Genomic DNA, 19897 nt, shown 5'->3' with positions numbered 1-19897 from the left:
AGTGTCGCCCCGTCCTTAGCGCAAGATCCGGGGCGCTGTCACCTGCGGCGCAAGCGCGCGCTCAGTCCTGTTCCAGATCGGCAACAAGGCGGAATCCGATACGCCGTGGTGCTTCGGACTCGACCTCCTTGGGCAGGGCGCGAAGGATGACGTTCAGCTGATTGACGTGCTGCACCAGCTGGGTTTTCACGCCGCCAGGATCGCTGCCGTAGAAAGTGATGATGTCGGGGTCAAAATAGCCGATCCCCTCGATCCTCAGAACGCCCGAGTGGGTTCCCGCAAACCCCATCGCGGCCTCCTGTTCGGTGTCGAGCTGCTTTTCGAAGTTCTGGATATAAAGGACCAGCCGCTCATAGGCCCAGCGCGCCGGGGATTTCTGTTCCAGTGGCACCCTGGCGGCGGCGGCGGGCAATTCCACCGGGTCGGGGCAGACCCCATCCGCATGCACCGAATGCGCACAGGGGATCGCCGCATTCTCGGCCGCTTCGGCACTGGTGTGAATGTCATCATTCATCGGTAATGTCCTTCATCTGCCACAGCCACGCCCCGTCATCGCGCCGGGTCCGTGTCGCGCGGCCAGCGTGCCACAGATGCAGGCAATGCGCCATCGCCTCGACCAGGGCGAGGCCGTATTCACCCGCCCCGATCTGCCGCTTGAACAATGGCATAAAGCACGCGGTCGCCACCTGCGGGGTCGCCAGATGCCGCTCCAGCCGGGCAAGCGCACCGTGATGATTGTCGAGCAGTTGGCGCAATCGGGTCGGCAGACCGATAAACGGCAGCTTGTGCCCCGGCAGGACCAGTTGATATTCGGTTGCGAAGGCCGTCAGGCGCGTACAACTAGCGATCCAGTCGCTGACGGGATCGGCCTCAGGCTCGGTCGCGTAAACGCCGAGGTTGGGTGAGATTGAGGGCAGCAACTGATCGCCGCCCAACACAAGCGCGCCATCAAGGCTCCAGAATGTTGCATGATCCGGTGCGTGGCCGCCGCCAAGGCGCACATCCCAGTCGCGCCCGCCGATGCGGATCCTGTGCCCATCGTCCAGACGGCGGAACCCAAGGGCGATCGGATGCACGGCGTCGGCAAAGTTGAACGGACGTTCGGACTGGCGTTGTGTCAGGATTTCAGGGTCTATTCCGGCAGATTTCCAGAATTCCACAGTCTCGGGCGCGGGTCGGTCCTGTTCGTCGAGTGTCAGCATGCGCGCCATCAGCCAGGCCGTGCGCGTTGCCCAAAGTTCGGCGCCCTGCGCCTGAAACCACCCGGCCAGACCGACATGATCGGGGTGATGATGGGTGATGATGACGCGCCCCACCGGCTTGCCCGCCAGCGGTCCTGTCAGCAATCCCTCCCAGATCGCGCGGGTTTTTCGGGTGTCAAATCCGGTATCAACCAGCGTCCAGCTGTCACCGTCATCCAGTATGAAGACGTTCACGTGATCCAGCTTCATCGGCAGCGGAAGGCGTGTCCAAAGGATGCCCTCGGCCACTTCGATCACGTCGCCGGTTGCCGGCGGCGCGTCCCAGGGATAGCGCAGTTTGGCGGGCATTGTTTTTGTCATCCGGCCAGATCGTCCAGTGACAGGGCAAACAGGTCGTCAGCCCCGGCCCGGGCATTGGCCAGAAGGCTCTGATGCGCGGGCAGCAAACGTTCGATATAGACTGCCGCCAGGTCGGTTCGCGGACCGCTGCCGCCCGCCGCCATCGCGGCGCGCAAATGATAGTGACCCCCCAACACACGGGCGAAAGCGGCCAGATAGGGCGCGGCACCAGCACCGCGATCGGCCATATCGCTGCAGGCGACCAGCTTTTCAGTATCGTCGCGCAGGTTCCCAACCGCCGAATGCACCGCGTCGGCCAGATCGGGCAGCATGCCGCGCGCCCTGCGCGCGCCTTCGGCGATATCGCCCAGAAGCGCCATCGCCGCCGCCCCCTTGTCAGCCATCTTGCGGCCCACAAGATCCATCGCCTGAATGCCGTTGGTGCCCTCGTAAATAGCGGTGACGCGGGCATCCCGCAGATACTGGGCGATGCCGGTTTCCTCAATATACCCCATACCGCCATGCACCTGGATCGCCATATCTGCCACCCGGATGCCGGTATCGGTGCCAAACGCCTTGGCAATCGGCGTCAGGAAGGCCGCGCGGGCGCGCCAGTCGTCCTGCCCTGTCGCCAGGCCCAGATCGGTCGCCACCGCGCAGTCGAGCGCGATGGCGCGGGCCACAAACAGCTCTGCTTTCATCGTGGTCAACAGTCGCCGCACATCCGGATAGTCGCTGATCGGCTTGCCGAACTGCTTGCGCTGACCCGCGTAGGCCAATGCCTGTTGATAAGCGGCCTCGCCAGCGCCGATGCCCTGAACACCGACGCCCAGCCGGGCGTTGTTCATCATCGTGAACATCGCCGCCATGCCCATATTCGGCCTGCCCACCATCCAGCCGGTCGCGCCCTCAAACGACATCACCGCCGTCGGAGAGCCGTGTAACCCCAGCTTATGTTCCAGACTGACGACACGCAGCGCATTGGCCGCGCCTGGCGCTCCATTCGCGTCCGGCAGGTTTTTCGGCACCATAAACAGGCTGATCCCCTTGGTGCCCGGCGGCGCATCCGGCAGGCGCGCCAGCACCAGATGGCAGACGTTCTCGGTAAAATCATTGCCCGCCCAGGAGATGAAGATCTTCTGCCCGGTGATCCGATATGTGCCGTCGCCCGCATCCTCGGCCTTGGTCTTCAACGCGCCGACGTCGCTGCCCGCCTGCGGCTCGGTCAGGTTCATGGTGCCGCACCACCGACCCGAGGTCAGATTGGGCAGGTAAAGCGCCTTGATTGCATCGCTAGCGTGATGTTCCAGCGCTTCGATCTGACCTTGGGTCATCAGCGGGTTCAGCTGCAACGCCAGGCAGGCGCCTGCCATCATCTCGTTCACCACGGTGGTCAGTGTCTGCGGCAGTCCCATGCCGCCGGCGCTTTGCGGGGCCGCCATCCCGATCCAGCCACCTTCGGCAATCGCGCGATACCCCGCCGCAAACCCCGGAGAGGTTCGTACAACGCCGTTTTCCAGAAACGCCGGATGCAGATCGCCTGCGCGTTGCAGCGGTGCGAGAACCCCGTCGCACATCCGCGCGGCTTCGCTCAGGATTGCATGCGCCACCCCTTCTCCGGCCTCGGCAAACCGATCTGTTCGTGCGACGCTGGCATAGTCGACCACATGGTCCAGCATGAACATCATGTCGGCAAGCGGGCTGCGATAGGTCATGGGCGGGCGGGTCCTTCAAACGGACGCGCAGCTTGGCAAGCCCGCGTGCGTCGGATAATCGCATGGTTTCAACAGGCTGAGGATGGGCCGCGCGCGCCGCCACGGCAACCCGAAACGCAACGTCAGAGGATTAATCCGGTGACCGAACGGCTGCAGCCTGACCGGAACGGCATCGCCAGGGCGGCTGAGTTGCTGCGCGGCGGGTCCTGTGTCGCCTTCCCGACCGAGACGGTTTACGGCCTTGGCGCGGATGCAATGGATGACCGTGCCGTCGCTGCTGTCTTTGCAGCCAAGGATCGCCCCGAGTTCAACCCGCTGATCGCCCATGTTGCCGACTCTGATGCCGCGCACAAACTGGTCAAGTTCAACCAGGCCGCCGAACGCCTTGCAGCGGGTTTCTGGCCCGGACCGCTAACTCTGGTTCTGCCGCTATTGCCCGAAACGGCCATCTCGCCGCTGGTGACTGCCGGTCTTGATACGCTGGCGGTGCGGGTTCCGGCCAATCCGCTGGCGCAGTCTTTGCTGAAGGCCGTGGGCATTCCGGTCGCCGCCCCTTCGGCAAACCCATCGGGCCGGGTCAGCCCGACAACGGCGGACCACGTTCTTGACGGGCTGAGCGGTCGGATCGCGGCGGTTCTTGATGGCGGCCCCTGCGCGGTCGGTCTGGAATCCACCATTGTCGGATGCGGCCATGAATCGACCCTATTACGCCCCGGGGGCCTTCCGGTCGAAGCGATCGAGGCATGCCTTGGCCATCCGCTGGCGACGGCGCCGGAAGGCGCGACGCCAATCGCGCCAGGGCAGCTTGCCTCGCACTATGCGCCCAATGGCGCGGTGCGCCTGAATGCCAGTGAAGCGCGCGCGGGCGAAACGCTAATCGGTTTTGGCAAGATCTCGGGCGATGTAACACTCTCGGCCGGCGGGGATCTCAGCGAAGCTGCGGCCAATCTGTTCCGAATTTTGCGTCAGATGGATGCACGCGGGGTGACCCACATTGCCGTCGCCCCAATTCCCGATACCGGGCTTGGCCGCGCCATCAATGACCGTCTGCGCCGCGCCGCCGCGCCACGCACCCCCTGACATCATTGGTACAAAAGTATCCCGCCAGGTCCCCCGACGCTTGCGGCACGCCGCATCGCCGCAAGCTCAGGCGCGTCCGGCCGCTGCCGATAGTGTCAGCGGGTCGATGCCAAGTGAATTCAACGCTCCGGTCCATTTGGCGGCATCATCCGGCGCAAAGACCAGCGATTCGGCAGCTTCGGCGGTTAGCCAGCCATTCTGGATGATCTCGTCCTCCAGCTGCCCGGGCCCCCATCCGGCATAGCCCAGCGCCAGCAGTGCCTGATCCGGGCCTTTGCCGCGCGCCAGGTCTTCCAGAATATCCAAGGTTGCGGTCATCCCGAAATCGTCATCCACCTTCAGGGTCGAGTCATTGCCATCGTAATCGGCACTATGCAGCACAAAGCCGCGCCCGTTTTCGACCGGACCACCGAAATGCACCCGGATCTGACGCGCGGCCGGGCCGACGTCGATATCCAGCTGTTTCAACAACGCCTCGAACGGCAGTTCCGGCGTTGGTTTATTGACGATCAGCCCCATCGAGCCTTCGTCGGAATGCGCACAGATAAACACGACCGACTTTTCGAACCGCGGATCGCCCATACCGGGCATGGCGATCAGAAGCTGGCCGGTCAGGTCACTGTTTGCAAACGCAGGCATCCGGCAATCCTGCAAGAGACGCCGGATTTGCGCAAGAGAGTCGCGCGCCGTTTCTGACCACAAAGTGATTTCCATTTCATCGCCGCCCGCCCCATCTGTCAGGGCATGAAAAATCGATCGCTTCTTATCGCAGCGCTGAGTCTGCTGACGTCAGCGGCGCAGGCGCAGACCACAGCGGATGTGGCGCGTCTGGATGTCGTGCACGGCTATCGGATGAGCGACGGGCATCACATGGCGGCGTTGCAGATCACCATGGCGCCGGGTTGGCACACCTACTGGCGCACCCCGGGCGAGGTTGGCATCCCGCCGCAGTTCAGCTGGCAAGGCTCGGACAATGTGGCAGCCGTCAGCATGCACTGGCCGGTGCCGCAGACGTTTCGATCCAACGGATACCGCTCCATCGGTTATGAAAACAGCCTGCTGCTTCCGGTTGAGGTTGTCGCCAGGGGCAGCGGCCCGATCCGCTTCAGCGGAGAGATGACCTTTGGTGTCTGTGAGGAGATCTGCGTGCCGGTCACCCTGCCGTTTTCGGCCGAGCTGACGCAGGCCGCCAGTGCACCACACGGCGGCATCGACAGCGCCCTGCAAAACCGGCCATCGGGGCGGAAACAGGCACGGGTTACCTCGGTGGATTGCACCCTGACCCCCACCAGCGACGGTTTGCACCTGAGCGCCAGTGTCACCATGCCCAGCCTTGGCAGTGACGAAATGGCAGTAGTCGAACTGCCCGATCCGACGGTCTGGGTTTCGGGCGGCGCAACAGTGCGGCGTGGCAATGTGATCACAACTGAAACCGAATTGGTGCCAACCGACGCCGGGGCCTTTGCACTGAACCGTTCGGACATTCGTATCACCGTTATCGGTGACGGTCGGGCCGTCGATATTCGCGGCTGCGGCTAAGATTCAGCCGCAGGCGATACCAGCGCCGCCAGGGGGCGGCGGTCAGCTTTCCGGCAGGTCCATCAGGGCGCGCAGAAGGGCAATCGCGCTGTCACCGTTCCATTCCGCATCGCCCTGCATGCGCGCAATCTCTTCCCCGTTCGGGTTCAGGATCATCGTGACCGGCAGGCCCAGCGCAGCCATGCCACGCGACAGTTCAGTTTTGGGATCCAGCAGGATCGGCAAGTTCCCGATCTCGTTTTCATCGAAGAACTTGGTGATCGCGGGAAGCGGGTTGCGGCCGGTGGCGACGGTGACGACCGCGAAGGTGTCTGACCCTAATTCGGCCTGAAGTGCGTCCAGCGCAGGCATTTCTTTCCGGCAAGGCGCGCACCATGTCGCCCAGAAATTCAGGACGACGTATTTTCCATTCCAGTCGGCCAGGGTGAATTCGGCGCCATCGGCGTCCGTGAATGTGGCGTCGGACACAGGTTTCCCGGAAGAATGGAAGAACAGTTTCTTCATCGTCCCGCTGCGCAAAGCCTCCGCCTCTTCAATTCCGGCGGCGGCGCTGTTTGCGCTAAGCGCGAGGGCCGTATAAAGCGCGATAAGTTTCAAAACCCGCATCTGTCATCCTTCCAACCTTGTCGAGCACACCATGAGCAATTCCCAGAACACCATGTGGGGTGGCCGTTTTGCCGCCGGACCGGACGCGATCATGCAGGCGATCAACGCCTCGATCAGCTTCGACCAGCGGCTGGCGGCACAGGATATCGCCGGTAGCCAGGCCCACGCCGCCATGTTGGCCGCGCAGGGTATCATTACCGATAGCGATGCGGCGGCGATTGGCAAAGGGCTCCTCACAGTGTTGTCAGAGATCGAGGGCGGCACCTTCACATTTGTGACCGAACTTGAAGACATCCACATGAATGTTGAGGCGCGGTTACGCGCGTTGATTGGCACGCCCGCCGGGCGGCTGCACACCGCCCGGTCGCGCAACGATCAGGTGGCGCTGGATTTTCGCATGTGGGTCCGGGATCAGTGTGACGCGGCCATTGAAGGGCTGCGTAGCCTGCAGGGCGCGCTGCTGGATCAGGCCGACGCGGGGGCAGATTGGGTGATGCCCGGTTTCACCCATTTGCAGGTCGCACAGCCGGTGACCTGGGGCCATCACATGATGGCCTATGTCGAAATGCTGGGGCGCGACGTATCGCGGTTTCAGGACGCGCGCACCCGGATGAACGAATGCCCGCTGGGGGCCGCCGCGCTGGCCGGGACCTCATTCCCGATTGACCGGGATGCGACGGCAAGCGCGCTGGGCTTCGACCGCCCTGCGGCCAATTCGCTGGATGCGGTGGCCGACCGTGATTTCGCGCTGGAGTTCCTGAGTGCGGCCAGCATCTGCGCCATGCACCTTTCCCGTTTCGCAGAAGAACTGGTGATCTGGTCTTCTGCGCAGTTCCGCTTTGTCAGCCTGTCGGATCGGTTCTCGACCGGGTCGTCGATCATGCCGCAGAAGAAAAACCCCGACGCGGCCGAACTGATCCGCGCCAAGATCGGGCGGATTCTGGGTGCGACTGTGGGGCTGTTCACGGTGATGAAGGGTCTTCCGCTGACCTATTCCAAGGATATGCAGGAAGATAAGGAACAGGTGTTCGATGCCGCCGACGCGCTGATGCTGGCCCTGGCCGCAATGGACGGTATGGTGCGCGATATGTCTGCCAATCAGGATGCCCTGCGCGCCGCAGCGGCCAGCGGGTTTTCGACCGCGACGGATCTTGCCGACTGGCTGGTTCGGATATTGGATATGCCATTCCGTGAAGCGCATCATGTGACCGGCACGCTGGTCGCCCTTGCCGAAGGGAAGGGTTGCGATCTGCCGGATCTGACGCTGTCTGATATGCAGGGCGTTCACAGCGGGATCACCGACGCGGTGTTCGATGTGCTGAGTGTCGAGAACTCGGTCGCCTCGCGCACCTCATTGGGTGGTACGGCCCCGGTGCGGGTGCGCGAACAGATTGCGATCTGGCGCGACCGGTTGGCAAAACCCGGCTGAGGGGACGGGCCGGTTTCGGTCAATCCTTGCCAAGACGCCGGGCGTCGTGAAAGATGGCTTTGGACAGTTTCGCGCCCGGTTGGGGTGCATCAGAAAGGTTGCGGCCATGAAGAAAACAGCCCTTGCGCTAATCACCCTCGGATTGCTGACGGCCTGCGGTGTCGACGGAGCACCGAACGGTTTTGAGAATGGCGTACACGTTTCGGGCGAAGCCAGGATCGGGATCACCAACAACAACTGACGCGGGCAATCGACGCGACGTTGATAACCCGCATCAATCTGCTATGACCGCGCCCTGCGCCGCATTCGGCGTCTTGGCGGGGGCGGTATGGATCATTTCCTCTATCATAACGGCGTCTTGCAGGCCGAAGATGTGCCGCTGGCCCAGATTGCGGCCCGCGTAGGCACTCCGTTCTACTGCTATTCAACCGCCACGCTGGCGCGCCATTATCGGCTGTTTGATGAGGCGCTGAGCGGGATCGCCCATCTGATCTGCTATGCGATGAAGGCGAATTCCAACCTCGCGGTTGTGAAACTGCTGGGCGATCTTGGCGCGGGCATGGATGTCGTCTCGGGCGGTGAATATGCGCGCGCCCGCGCCGCTGGCGTTCCCGGAGATCGGATCGTGTTTTCCGGCATCGGCAAGACCGAAGCGGAAATGCGCCTTGCCCTGTTCGGCGGTATCCGGCAGGTCAACGTCGAATCCGAACCGGAAATGGAGCTGCTGGACCGTGTCGCCCGCGACATGGGCGTCACGGTGCCGATCACCGTGCGGGTCAACCCCGATGTTGACGCCAAAACGCACGAAAAGATCGCCACCGGCAAATCCGAGAACAAGTTCGGCATTCCGATTTCCCGCGCGCGCGATGTCTATGCGGTGGCCGCAAAGCTGCCCGGTTTGCACGTCGTCGGAATCGACGTGCATATCGGAAGCCAGCTGGTCGACCTCGCCCCGTTCGAGGCGGCCTATCATAAGGTCGCCGATCTGACCCGCATCCTGCGCGCTGATGGGCATGACATTCGCCGCCTCGACCTCGGCGGCGGTCTGGGCATTCCGTACGAGCGTTCCAATGCCGCGCCGCCGCTGCCGACCGATTATGGCGCGATGGTCCAGGGCGTATTTGCCGACATGGATGTCGAGATCGAGATCGAGCCGGGGCGCCTGATCGCGGGCAACGCCGGGGTGCTGGTGTCCAGCGTGATTTTTGTAAAACAGGGCGAGGATCGCACCTTCCTGATCCTGGATGCGGCGATGAACGACCTGATCCGCCCGGCGATGTACAACGCCTGGCACGACATCGTGCCGCTGGTCGAACCGCCCGCGGGCGTCGAGATGGCACCGATGGATGTGGTCGGCCCGGTGTGTGAGACCGGCGACACGTTCACGCGCGCCCGGCCCCTGCCGCCGATGACGTCCGGTGATCTGGTCGCATTCCGCTCTGCCGGGGCCTATGGCGCAGTGATGGCGAGCGAGTATAACTCTCGCCCGTTGGTGCCCGAGATTCTGGTCGATGGCGACCAATGGGCGGTGATCCGGCCAAGGCCAAGCGTCGAAGAGATGCTGGGCCGGGATCGCCTGCCGGAATGGATGGGTGGCTGAGGCGCGGATCACGTCCGCCTCAGACCAATCGCGCACCACCAAACATAACAAATCCAAACACCTGGCGCTTTCCCGCCCATCACGTCCCTGTCAAAGCGGCGAACCAGCCCTATCTAATCCTGCAATTGAGCGTTATCCTCGCCCAGTCCAGTCTCGCGTGGTTTTTCTGTAAGCATGACCGACCAGACGAACATACCCCCCACGGCGGCGCGCCGCTTGCGCCGACCGCTGTGGCTGACCCGTGCCGGGATGTTGGCCGAGAATGCGACCCGTGCCTTTTGGCCATTCTGGTCTGTCGTACTGGTCGTCCTTGCCCTTCTGATGCTAGGTGCGCAGGATTCCGCCCCGTTGGAGGCTGCCTGGGCCGGTGCGGTCGTTCTTGCCCTTGCCGCGCTTGCGGCGCTGATCTGGGGCATTCGTGCGTTCCGCTGGCCGACCGCCGCTGAAGCCATTGAACGCCTGGATTCCCGCCTGCCAGGGCGCCCGATCACGGCATTGGCAGATACTCAGGCCATTGGCGCAGGCGACACGGCGTCCGAAGCCGTCTGGAACGCGCATCTGCAACGTATGGAAGATCGTGCGGCCAAGGCGAAAGCGGCGGCGCCTGATCTGAAAATCTCGGGCCGTGACCCCTATGCCCTGCGCTATGTCGCTGTCCTCGCCTTCGCGGTCGCGCTGATCTTCGGGTCGGTCTGGCGCGTCGCGACCGTTAGCGAAATTGCGCCCGGCGCTGGCGCCGCCCTTGCATCCGGCCCAACGTGGGAAGGGTGGGTCGAACCGCCGGCTTATACCGGCAAGCCAAGCCTCTACCTCAACGACATTACTGCCGCCGCCTTTGACGTGCCCATCGGCAGCCGCATCACGATCCAGCTTTATGGCGAGGTTGGCGGCCTGACGGTCGCCGAAACCCTGTCGGCCCGCGTGGGCGAGGTTCCACCGGCCAGCGAGCCGTCGCAGTCCTTTGATGTCGTGCAGGATGGAACGCTTTCGATTGATGGCACCGGCGGTCGCAGCTGGGATATCTCGGTGATTGCCGATACCGCCCCGGTCGTCGAAATTGCCGAGGAGATGGAGCGCACGATTGCTGGCGAACTGCGCCAGCCATTCACCGCGCGCGACGATTATGGCGTTGTCGCCGGTGACGCGGTCATTGCGCTGGATCAGGCCCGGTTGGACCGGCGGCATGGGCTAACGCTCGACCCCGAGCCGGTGGAGCCGATCGCGCTTGACCTGCCGATGCCGTTTACCGGGGATCGCAGCGAATTTGACGAGGTGATGATCGAAGGCTTTGAGGATCATCGCTGGGCGGGCCTGCCGGTGACGATCACGATGACGGTCGAGGATGCCGCAGGTCATATCGGCCAGACCGAAATCCTCGGCAATGTCCTGCCGGGCCGCCGCTTCTTTGACCCGATGGCCAAGGCGTTGATCGAACAGCGCCGCGATCTTTTCTGGAACCGCGAAAATGCCCCACGGATCGTCCAGATCCTGCGCGCGACCAGCCACCGCCCCGAAGGGTTCTTCCGTTCGGAAACCTCTTACCTGATGCTGCGTGTCGCGATCCGGCGCCTCAACCTTGCGACCGAGATCCAAAGCCCGATCACATATGAGGCGCGCGATGAAGCCGCCGATGCCCTGTGGCGCATCGCGGTGCTGATCGAAGACGGCAACCTGTCGTCCGCGCTGGAACGTCTGCGCCGCGCCCAGGACAAGCTGAGCGAGGCGGCGCGCAACGGTGCCACCGACCCCGAGATTGCCGAACTGATGGAAGAACTGCGCCAGGCGATGCAGGACTATATCCGGCAGCTGGCCGAACAGGCACAGGACGGCGAGAACCAGCAGGCGCAGAACAATCAGGGCGAAACCCAGGAAGTCACGCAGGATCAACTGCAACAGATGCTCGACCGCATTCAGGAGCTGATGGAACAGGGCCGCATGGACGAAGCGCAGGCCCTGCTCGACCAGCTGCGTGAGATGATGGAAAACATGCAGGTGGCCGAGGGTCAGCAGGGTCAGGGCCAGTCACAGGGCGAACAGGCGATGGAAGGCCTTGCCGAAACCCTGCGCGAACAGCAGGGGCTGAGTGACGAGGCATTCCGCGACCTTCAGGAACAATTCAACCCAAATGCGCAGGCGGGCCAGTCGGGCCAGAATGAAGGCCGCAACGGCGGCCAGGGCCGGGGTGAAAGCCACGAAGGGCAGGGCGGTCAGGGTCAGGGCGACAATCAGCAGGCCGAAGGCGGCGGCGGCGATCAGGCGGGTGATCTGGCCGATCGCCAGCAGGCATTACGCGATCAGCTTAACCGGCAGCAGCAGAACCTGCCCGGCGCAGGCACCCCCGAAGGCGACGCCGCGCGCGAGGCATTGGACCGCGCGGGCGAGGCGATGGATGGTGCCGAAGATGCCTTGCGCCAGGATGATTTTGCTGAAGCGCTGGACCAGCAGAGTCAGGCGATGGAAGCGTTGCGCGAAGGCATGCGCAATTTGAGTGAGCAAATGGCCCAGCAGCAACGCCAGGGTCAGCAGGGCGACAGTCAGGGTCAGGTTGCCAGCCCGACCGAAAACGATCCGCTGGGCCGCCAGCCCGGTGCGCGGGGGCGGATCGGCACCAACGAAGATCTGTTGCAGGGCGAAGACGTCTATCGGCGCGCGCGGGAACTACTGGATGAAATCCGCCGGCGTTCCGGTGAACAATCCCGGCCCGAGGCGGAACTGGATTACCTCAAACGCTTGCTCGACCGGTTCTGACAAAGCGCAGGCCGCAAGCAGCGCCGGTTCACGCGCAAAATCGGCGCGCTGGTTTCACCTGTCGCGGGTGTCCACCGACCTTGTTGGGCAACAATCCCGCCGAATTCACCGCAGTCGACGGTCGCGTCACGCTATAGCAACTGTCGCAACCAGTCTGAAACCCGGTCCATCACACCGTCGATCCCGTCGCGCAGCTGGTTCACGTTGTCGACATAGCGCGCCAGCGGGTCGCGCATGTCCGGGAATTGCTCGGCCAGTAGCGGCGAGTAAATATAGGCCAGAATGGCAAGCGTTGTCGCGATCAGCATGATCGAAAATCCCAGACGGAACCCGCGTTTGTTCTGCCGCACATCGCGGGTGACGACGGCCGCTTCCTGCCTTGGGTCGCGCTCTGTGTCCGATCGCAGGGTCGAGTTGATCTCTTCAACATTCGGCAGGCGTTCACCGGCTGATTTCGCTGGCCTGGCCAGGGCCGCTGTCGCTGCGGGGGCAAGGTCAACCTCGTCATCCAGACTGGCCGCGATATCGCCTTGCCTGGCGTCGCTGCGTTTGAAATCGCTTTCTTCCAGATCGTCGAGGCCCAGATCCGGCTGGCTGGTCAATGGCCGGAGGTCTGCCGCCCGTGCCTTGCGTTCAAGCGCGGCTTCTTCTTCGAGGATCTTACGGACATTCGGGTCCAGACTGCGCCGGTCCGGCGTCAGAAGCGTGTCGGGCGCGGGGATGGCCGTGACCTCATCCGCGTCGATATCGCTGTCCTCGGCGACTTCGGGCACGGGTGGCGCGGTTGCTTCGGCGGATCCGGAGTGTTCCGACCTCAGCGCATCCAGCGTGACGGCCCCGTCACCGGGCGCGCCTTCGGCGTCCTGGAACCAGCCGTGGCCGCAGGCTGCGCATTGCACATCGCGCCCCGGATCCGGGATCATCGCGCTATCGACTTCGTATTCCGCCCCGCAGTTCGGGCACTTTAGTCGCATGTCTGCCCCTTTCGCCTCCCGGTTTGTCCGGGATCACTTGATCGCCTCGGGGCGTTTCTAGCAAGCGGCGGGGCAAAGGCAAAGCGCTATGCGAATCAGCCGCTGCCACATGGCGTTGCAACACCGTGGCCAGTCAGGCAAAAGATACATCGAATGGGGCGAACGCGCGGGGGCCGCAGCCGGTGATTCAGTTGCAGAATGTAAGCTATGGCTACGGCGGGCGTTCGCTGCTGTCGGGGTTGAACCTGGACCTGCCGGCGGAGTCGTTTCATTTCCTGACCGGCCCGTCGGGATCGGGCAAGACCACGATCCTGAAGCTGTGCTACCTCGACCTGCGCCCGGATGAGGGGCATATCACGCTGTTTGATCAGGACGCGGGATCGTTGAACCGCGACGATATCGCCGCGTTGCGCCGCCGCGTGGGGGTGGTGCATCAGAATTGCGAATTCCTCGACCATCTGACCTTGCAGGCGAATATTGCCCTGCCGGTAACGGCGACCGGCAGTGGCACGGCGTCGTCCGAAAACGACCTGAAAGAGCTGATGGTCTGGGTCGGCCTGTCGGATCGTGCGGATGCAATGCCTCCGGAACTGTCTGGCGGTGAACGCCAGCGTGGCGCCCTTGCGCGCGCGGTGATTGTGGCCCCCGATGTGGTGCTGGCGGATGAGCCCACCGGCAATGTCGACTGGGAGATGTCATTGCGCCTGCTGCGTTTGCTGATCGAGTTGAACAAGATGGGCAAGACGATCCTGATCGCCACCCATGATCTGAACCTGATCCGGGCCGCGAAGACGCAGGTTGCCGCGCGCGTGCTGCGCATCCGCGACGGCGGCGTCCATGCGGCGGGGGCAGACCTATGAGCGGCGAGGCCAAATCCGACGCGCCTGAAACGGATGATGCCGACGGTATCGAAGGGGCACCAGCCGACGCCACGACACCCCCGTCGATGGGCGGGGCGTTGCGCGGGAAGTTGAGTTTCGAGGCATTGAACAAGATTCACATGCCGCGATTCCCGCTAACCTCGCTAGTGCCGGACCGGCGCGCGCAGCATGTGGTGCCGCGCAAGGGGATGACCGCACGGCTGACGGTTTTTGCCGCCGCGACCATGGCGTTTCTGGCGATATTCGCGATGGCGCTGTCGCTTGCGTCGGGGCGGATGGCGGATCGCTGGGGCGCGGAACTGGCGCGCACGGCCACGGTGCGCATATCGGCCCCGGCCGAATTCCAGGTAGCCCAGACCGAGGCTGTGCTGACCGCGCTTTCGCAAACCCCTGGCATCGCCTCGGCGCGTGCGCTTGAAGAATCGGAAAGCCTGGCCCTGTTGGAACCATGGCTGGGAAGCGGGCTGGACCCGGAAACCCTGCCGGTGCCGCAACTGATCGAGATCATCGAAGATCGCTCGGGCTATGACGAAGACGGGTTGCGCCTGCGGCTTGCCGCCGAAGCGCCCGATGCCATTCTGGACAATCACAGTGCCTGGCGACAGCCGCTTGTCAGCGCGGCCTGGCGGTTGCGCACCATCGGGCTGACGGCCGTGACCCTTATCGCGCTGACCATGGTGGCGATCATCGTGCTGGCCGCCAATGCGGCCCTGTCCGCGAATGCGCAGGTGATCCGGGTTCTGCGTCTGGTTGGCGCGCGTGATGCCTTCATCGCAGGGGCCTTTGTGCGCCGCTTTACTTGGCGTGCATTGATCGGCGCAGGCGTTGGCAGTCTGGCTGGCACCATCGCGGTGGCCCTGATGCCGGCCACCGATTCGGCGGGCGGCTTCCTGACCGGGTTGCGATTTCAGGGATGGGAATGGCTGTTGCCGCTTGCGATCCCGCTGTTGGCGGCGGCGATTTCCTTCGCCGCGACCCGCGCTGCGGCGCTTCAAGCGCTTCGGTCGCTGCCATGACAGAACTTTCGGGCGTCGCCTATGGTGTTCAGTGGCTCCGCTCGGTCCTGTTCATCGGACAGATGTATGTGGCAATGCTGATCTGTGCGGTTATCTGGTTCATCCCGGCGCTGTTCTCGCGCGAGTACGCCTACAGTGCGGTACACGCATACTGCCGCTGGGTTCGGTTTTCGGCGCGGGTGATCTGTGGCCTGCGCTCGGAAATTCGCGGCCCGGTTCCCACGGGCGAGGTGATAATTGCCGCCAAACATCAGAGCTTTTTTGACATCATCATGATTATCAGCGCGGTGCCGCGTCCGCGTTTCATCATGAAAAGTATCCTGAGATGGGCGCCGTTGCTGGGTTGGTATGCGCTGCGCATCGGCTGCATTCCGGTGGATCGCGGCAAACGGGGCAAGGCCATCAAACAAATGGTGGACGGGGTCAGAAACAGCCCGGACCCCGGACAGCTGATAATCTATCCGCAGGGCACCCGGGTCGCGCCGGGCAAATCGCTTCCCTACAAGGTTGGCCCGGCGGTTCTGTACGATCAACTGGCGCAGCCTTGTATCCCGGCGGCTGCGAATGTCGGCGTGTTCTGGCCGCGCCACGGGTTTTATCGCCGTCCCGGTCTTGCCGTGGTCGAATTCCTTGACCCGATTGCCCCGGGAATGAAGCAGCGGCCATTTCTGGCGCGATTGGAATCCGAAGTCGAAGCGGCCTCGGACAGGTTGATGGCCGAAGCTGGCTTCCCGGTGATTGACCAAAAGGCAGAGCAGCATGGCTGACGTAGAGTATCTGACCGACATCGCCGCGCTGGAGGCGCATTATGGCACCGCCCAGGCCCCGTCGCTGCGCAAGGTGGCCGACCGGCTGACGCCTGAATATCGCGCCTGGATCGCGGCCTCGCGCTTTGTCGTGCTCAGCACTGTCGGTCCGGAAGGCACCGATGGAACCCCGCGCGGCGATGACGGGCCAGTGGTGATCGAGCTGGACCCGCAGACATTGGCCCTGCCCGACTGGAACGGCAACAACCGCATCGATTCGCTGCGCAACATCGTGCGCGACGGGCGGGTGTCACTGATGTTCATGGTGCCGGGATCAAGCAACGTCGTGCGGGTGAATGGCACGGCCCGGATCACCGCGGACGAACCGTTGCGTCAGCGATTCGCCCGCAATGGCAACCTGCCGCGCACCGTCGCAGTGATCCGCGTGTCCGAGGTGTACTTTCAATGTTCGCGCGCGCTGATGCGTTCAGGCATGTGGGCCCGTGGTGACAAAAGTGAGGGGCTGCCAACGCCGGGTCAGATGTTGGCTGCAATGACAGACGGAGAGGTCGGCGGCCCGGACTATGACCGCGCCTGGCCGGAACGCGCCGAATCCTCGATGTGGTGAAGATGCGGCGCGACGGTCCGGATCTGACGAATCGCCGCTCCTAAAGCGTTTCGGCTTGAACCTGAATCGCGAGGGATTCCCTTGAGACCTGATCTGTGATTCATCCTGTTTGGGAGGATGGATCATGTCAGCACCTTTGCCATCTGCGCTTCGGATACGGTTTCAGAGATACATTGAAGAAGGGTTGAGCGGGCGCGCGGCGGCGTTGCGGTTGAAGCTGTCGCCTGCCACAGGCGCGCGGTGGGCGCGTCAGGTGAGGATGAAGGGTCATGCGGAACCTGCCCGGCAGGGACCGCCGCGCGGCAAGGGAAAGCTGGCTCCGCATCGGGAATTCTTTGAGGAGTTGATCGCACAAGACCCTGACATCACGCTCTTTGAGTTGCGTAATGCGCTGGCCGATGCAGAGGGTGTGCGGGTGCATCACTCCTCCATCGCCAACCTTCTGTCCCGGCTCGGCTTCACGTACAAAAAAGTCGCTGGTCGCAACCGAGCGCCGCCGCGCCAAGGTAAGGCAGCAACGGGCCGACTGGTTCAGATACCGCTCGCCAGCCATTGCGACCTTTCCTGAGCGCGTTGTCTTTATTGACGAAACCGCAGTGAAGACAAACCTCACGCGCCTACGCGGCAGAGCCAAGCGCGGTAAGCGCCTGACGATGGATGCGCCCTTCGGAAGCTGGGGAACCCAAACCTTGATCGCGGGCCTGACCCAAGGCGCGCTGATCGCACCTTGGGTCATCAAGGGAGCGATAGATGGCCCCGCCTTCGCGGCCTACATCCGCGAAGTGCTGGTCCCCGAGATCAACCCCGGCACTGTCGTCATTCTCGACAACCTGGCAACCCACCGGAATAAGGAGGCGACGCAGGCTTTACGCAATCACGGCTGCTGGTTCCTTTACCTGCCACCGTACTCGCCCGACCTGAATCCCATCGAGCAGGCCTTCTCTAAACTGAAAGCCCATTTGCGACGGATCGGGGCCAGGTCCTTTACCCAGGTCTTCGAAGCAATCGGAGCAATCTGCGATCTCTACGACCCAGTAGAATGCTGGAACTACTTTAAGGCCGCCGGATATGTCTCAGGTTAATGTCGAAACGCTTTAGCGCGTGGATTGCTGATTCGAACGCCCTGGCGGCCTGGCGATATCCATGTGCTGCGCCTGCGATTCTGCCGATTTTTCGCACCCTGATCGGATCTGGCCTGATGGACGCAGGAAATGACTCGATTCACACCCCGATTTCCTTTGTGCGTTCAGCGTCGTTTCAAACAGGGGTTGAAAAATGGTTCAAAAATACTTTGAGAGCACCGAAAATATAACCTATTGAATTAAAACAGTAATTGTCGAAATTCCTACCGCCGATATCCGATAACACGGCCGATCTTACCCGGCGTCATCCAATAGCTTACGTCACGTCATTTCATAGCATTCCGGCGTTATTGCCTGACATGGCAGGCCGCGGCCAGGTTGGGTCATCGGCACAGCAACCCCGCACCGCCGAACATCGTAACCCGTAACCTGCATACCCAAAGGATAGTGACCATGACCTTCACCAAACCATTCAAGACTGCCGCCCTTGCCCTGATGATCACGCTGCCTGCTGCTTCGGCCATGGCTGCTGGTAATAACGCATCGCTCAGCCAGTGGGGCTTTGGTAACGCCCTTGGCGGCGGCCAGTTCGGCAACGACAACACGGTTGTTGTTGGTCAGGCTGGTCTGGCGAACAACGCTGATGTTGCCCAGCACGGCGACTGCAACCTGGCCGGTGTTGCCCAGATCGGCAGCTTCAACAACGCTGTGGCCAGCCAGGACGGCGACTGCAACGCGGTTGGCATCATCCAGGTCGGCAACGGCAACAGCGCCGAATCCCACCAGATGGGCGCCGGCAACGTGTCGGTCTTCATCCAGAACTGATCCCGCCCCGTGCCGGGGGTGTCCCTCCCCCGCCTCCGGCACATCCCAAATTCCCGCTTATCAGGAGCCCCCGCCATGGCCTTTCCCCGCACATTCCTTCCGGTTGCTGCCCTGTCAGCGGCGGCCGCCTGCACCGCCGCCGTATCGGCCAGCCACCCGACCACCAACGTAACAACGGTCGCCAACGCACCGGTCTGCCAGATTGCCGTCGCCAAACAGGGCCGCAGCGTCAACCTTCAGGCGTTGGTCCATGCCGACACCGACATGCGCGGCAGCTATCGCTTCAGCGTCGCCAAATCCGGTGGCGGTGGGCGCGCCATGATCAACCAGGGCGGCAACTTCGCCGTCGCCGCGGGCGAAACCCGCACCCTGGGCCAGACCACGCTGGGCGGAAGCTCTGCCAGCTATGACGCGACCCTGACCATCGATGTCGGCGGGCAGACCTACACCTGCTCCAGCGACGATCCCACGACCGACCTTTGATCCCAACCCCTCTGCCAAGGAGATATTCCCATGACCAAGTTCCGCACCATCCCCGCCGCCCTCGTCACCGCAACCCTTTTGGCCACCACCGGTTTCGCGGCCCCTGCCGTCGCCGGTGGTCAGATCAGCATCGCGATTGAACCTAAGAACGAAGAAGAACGTCAGGCCATGCGCTTTGGCCTTGGCCTCTATGCCTTTGCCAAGGCGATCGAGAGTGACGCCTATATCGAGCAGAACGGCAACGGCAACGCTGCCGGTATCGCCCAGTCCGGCAACGGCAGCTTCGGCGTCATCGAACAGGACGGCGACGGCCACACCGCGACGCTGAACCAGCAAGGCGACAACCAGGCATTCGGCATTTTCCAGATCGGTGAAGGCGCCGAGGGCCACGTTGATCAGCAGATCGATGGCGATACCGGTCTGCTGCTTCAGATCGGTTTCTGACGACCCCACGACCACGGCAGACGCGTCCTCCCTGTCCTGTGCATCCCTGCCTGCCGTGCTGGCCCTCCGGATTTCCTGCCCCGGAGGGCCATTTTTTTTGCTGCACCCAGATCGGCTGTAGAGTTTGGATATGCCTTATTTTTTTAGGTCTTATTACATTACTTAGCCGTATTGCTAAGTAAAGATTTCCGATGTACCACACCATATGTCCGACCCCTTGAACAAAACCTTCCACGCCCTCGCCGACCCCACCCGCCGCGCGATCCTGGACCGCCTGTCGCACGGCCCAATGCCGGTCACCAGCTTGTCTCACCCGTTCAAAATGGCCCTGCCGAGTTTCATGAAGCACCTGAGTGTGCTGGAGAATGCCGGATTGATCGAGACACGGAAGGAGGGTCGGAAGCGCTGGAGCGCGTTGTCGGTCGAGGGGTTTGGGGTTGGCGCGGATTGGTTGGCGGAGGCGCGGGAGGTTTGGGGGGCGCGGTTGGCGCGGTATGCAGAGATGGTGGAGGAGGAATGAGGACCCTGCGGGAATGCGAAGCCTTTCCCACTGCGGGACG

The 19897-nt window shown here is 63.0% G+C and carries 19 protein-coding genes and 1 pseudogene; 14 read left to right on the top strand and 6 right to left on the bottom strand.

Annotated features, from left to right (window positions below):
- Nucleotides 1-61 precede the first annotated feature (61 nt).
- Genes GKR99_16960 through GKR99_16950 form a run of 3 tightly spaced genes read right to left on the bottom strand, consistent with a single transcriptional unit; the run spans nt 62 to nt 3256 of the window.
- Nucleotides 62-514: a hypothetical protein gene (locus GKR99_16960; GenBank protein ID NKB29144.1), complete on the bottom strand. Its 453-nt coding sequence runs from the start codon at nt 512-514 to the stop codon at nt 62-64.
- Nucleotides 507-1550, bottom strand: a complete 1044-nt coding sequence (locus GKR99_16955; GenBank protein NKB29143.1) for an MBL fold metallo-hydrolase — start codon at nt 1548-1550, stop codon at nt 507-509. Before GKR99_16955 ends, GKR99_16960 begins: the two co-directional genes overlap by 8 nt.
- Nucleotides 1551-1558: 8 nt before the next feature.
- Entirely contained in the window at nt 1559-3256 is a 1698-nt protein-coding gene (locus tag GKR99_16950; protein ID NKB29142.1) for an acyl-CoA dehydrogenase, read from the bottom strand.
- Here GKR99_16950 and GKR99_16945 point away from each other — a divergent pair.
- Nucleotides 3209-4336 carry a threonylcarbamoyl-AMP synthase gene (locus tag GKR99_16945; GenBank protein NKB29141.1) on the top strand — a complete coding sequence of 376 codons (1128 nt, stop codon included), beginning with the start codon at nt 3209-3211 and terminating at the stop codon, nt 4334-4336. The two genes, GKR99_16950 and GKR99_16945, sit on opposite strands and share 48 nt — an antisense overlap.
- Before the next feature lie 66 nt (nt 4337-4402).
- Here GKR99_16945 and GKR99_16940 read toward each other — a convergent pair whose 3' ends face one another.
- Nucleotides 4403-4975, bottom strand: a complete 573-nt coding sequence (locus GKR99_16940) for a YqgE/AlgH family protein (protein ID NKB29140.1) — start codon at nt 4973-4975, stop codon at nt 4403-4405.
- Between the two features lie 105 nt (nt 4976-5080).
- On the opposite strand from GKR99_16940, the gene GKR99_16935 reads away from it, so the two are divergent.
- Nucleotides 5081-5875, top strand: a complete 795-nt coding sequence (locus tag GKR99_16935; GenBank protein ID NKB29139.1) for a hypothetical protein — start codon at nt 5081-5083, stop codon at nt 5873-5875.
- Nucleotides 5876-5917: 42 nt separating this feature from the next.
- Here the strand turns inward: GKR99_16935 and GKR99_16930 are convergent, their stop codons facing one another.
- Nucleotides 5918-6481, bottom strand: coding sequence for a redoxin domain-containing protein (locus GKR99_16930; GenBank protein ID NKB29138.1), 564 nt, complete (start codon nt 6479-6481; stop codon nt 5918-5920).
- 31 nt (nt 6482-6512) lie between these two features.
- On the opposite strand from GKR99_16930, the gene argH reads away from it, so the two are divergent.
- The 3 genes from argH (at nt 6513) to GKR99_16915 (ending at nt 12258) form a co-directional block, all read left to right on the top strand.
- Nucleotides 6513-7910: an argininosuccinate lyase gene (argH, locus tag GKR99_16925; protein ID NKB29137.1), complete on the top strand. Its 1398-nt coding sequence runs from the start codon at nt 6513-6515 to the stop codon at nt 7908-7910.
- A 328-nt stretch (nt 7911-8238) separates the two neighbouring features.
- Nucleotides 8239-9510, top strand: a complete 1272-nt coding sequence (gene lysA, locus GKR99_16920) for a diaminopimelate decarboxylase (protein NKB29136.1) — start codon at nt 8239-8241, stop codon at nt 9508-9510.
- 174 nt (nt 9511-9684) lie between these two features.
- Complete coding sequence (locus tag GKR99_16915; GenBank protein NKB29135.1) at nt 9685-12258, top strand: TIGR02302 family protein; 2574 nt, start codon at nt 9685-9687, stop codon at nt 12256-12258.
- Nucleotides 12259-12389: 131 nt separating this feature from the next.
- Here the strand turns inward: GKR99_16915 and GKR99_16910 are convergent, their stop codons facing one another.
- Complete coding sequence (locus GKR99_16910) at nt 12390-13232, bottom strand: hypothetical protein (GenBank protein ID NKB29134.1); 843 nt, start codon at nt 13230-13232, stop codon at nt 12390-12392.
- Nucleotides 13233-13414: 182 nt separating this feature from the next.
- On the opposite strand from GKR99_16910, the gene GKR99_16905 reads away from it, so the two are divergent.
- From GKR99_16905 to GKR99_16865, 9 genes and pseudogenes are all read left to right on the top strand, one after another.
- Nucleotides 13415-14092, top strand: a complete 678-nt coding sequence (locus GKR99_16905) for an ATP-binding cassette domain-containing protein (GenBank protein NKB29133.1) — start codon at nt 13415-13417, stop codon at nt 14090-14092.
- A 140-nt stretch (nt 14093-14232) separates the two neighbouring features.
- Entirely contained in the window at nt 14233-15129 is an 897-nt protein-coding gene (locus tag GKR99_16900; GenBank protein NKB29132.1) for a cell division protein FtsX, read from the top strand.
- Nucleotides 15126-15896, top strand: coding sequence for a 1-acyl-sn-glycerol-3-phosphate acyltransferase (locus GKR99_16895; GenBank protein ID NKB29131.1), 771 nt, complete (start codon nt 15126-15128; stop codon nt 15894-15896). Before GKR99_16900 ends, GKR99_16895 begins: the two co-directional genes overlap by 4 nt.
- Nucleotides 15889-16503 (top strand): pyridoxamine 5'-phosphate oxidase family protein, encoded by a 615-nt coding sequence (locus tag GKR99_16890; GenBank protein NKB29130.1) that lies wholly within the window; start codon nt 15889-15891, stop codon nt 16501-16503. Before GKR99_16895 ends, GKR99_16890 begins: the two co-directional genes overlap by 8 nt.
- Before the next feature lie 124 nt (nt 16504-16627).
- A pseudogene (locus tag GKR99_16885) lies at nt 16628-17585 on the top strand (IS630 family transposase).
- A gap of 453 nt (nt 17586-18038) precedes the next feature.
- Entirely contained in the window at nt 18039-18410 is a 372-nt protein-coding gene (locus GKR99_16880; GenBank protein NKB29129.1) for a hypothetical protein, read from the top strand.
- Nucleotides 18411-18485: 75 nt separating this feature from the next.
- Nucleotides 18486-18893: a hypothetical protein gene (locus GKR99_16875; protein ID NKB29128.1), complete on the top strand. Its 408-nt coding sequence runs from the start codon at nt 18486-18488 to the stop codon at nt 18891-18893.
- A 30-nt stretch (nt 18894-18923) separates the two neighbouring features.
- Nucleotides 18924-19337, top strand: coding sequence for a curlin (locus GKR99_16870; GenBank protein NKB29127.1), 414 nt, complete (start codon nt 18924-18926; stop codon nt 19335-19337).
- A 205-nt stretch (nt 19338-19542) separates the two neighbouring features.
- Nucleotides 19543-19857, top strand: coding sequence for a metalloregulator ArsR/SmtB family transcription factor (locus GKR99_16865; protein ID NKB29126.1), 315 nt, complete (start codon nt 19543-19545; stop codon nt 19855-19857).
- The last annotated feature ends 40 nt before the right edge of the window (nt 19858-19897 follow it).

The organism is Paracoccaceae bacterium, from assembly GCA_012103375.1.
Lineage (GTDB): Bacteria > Pseudomonadota > Alphaproteobacteria > Rhodobacterales > Rhodobacteraceae > WLWX01.
This window is presented reverse-complemented; position numbering and strand designations above follow the sequence as displayed.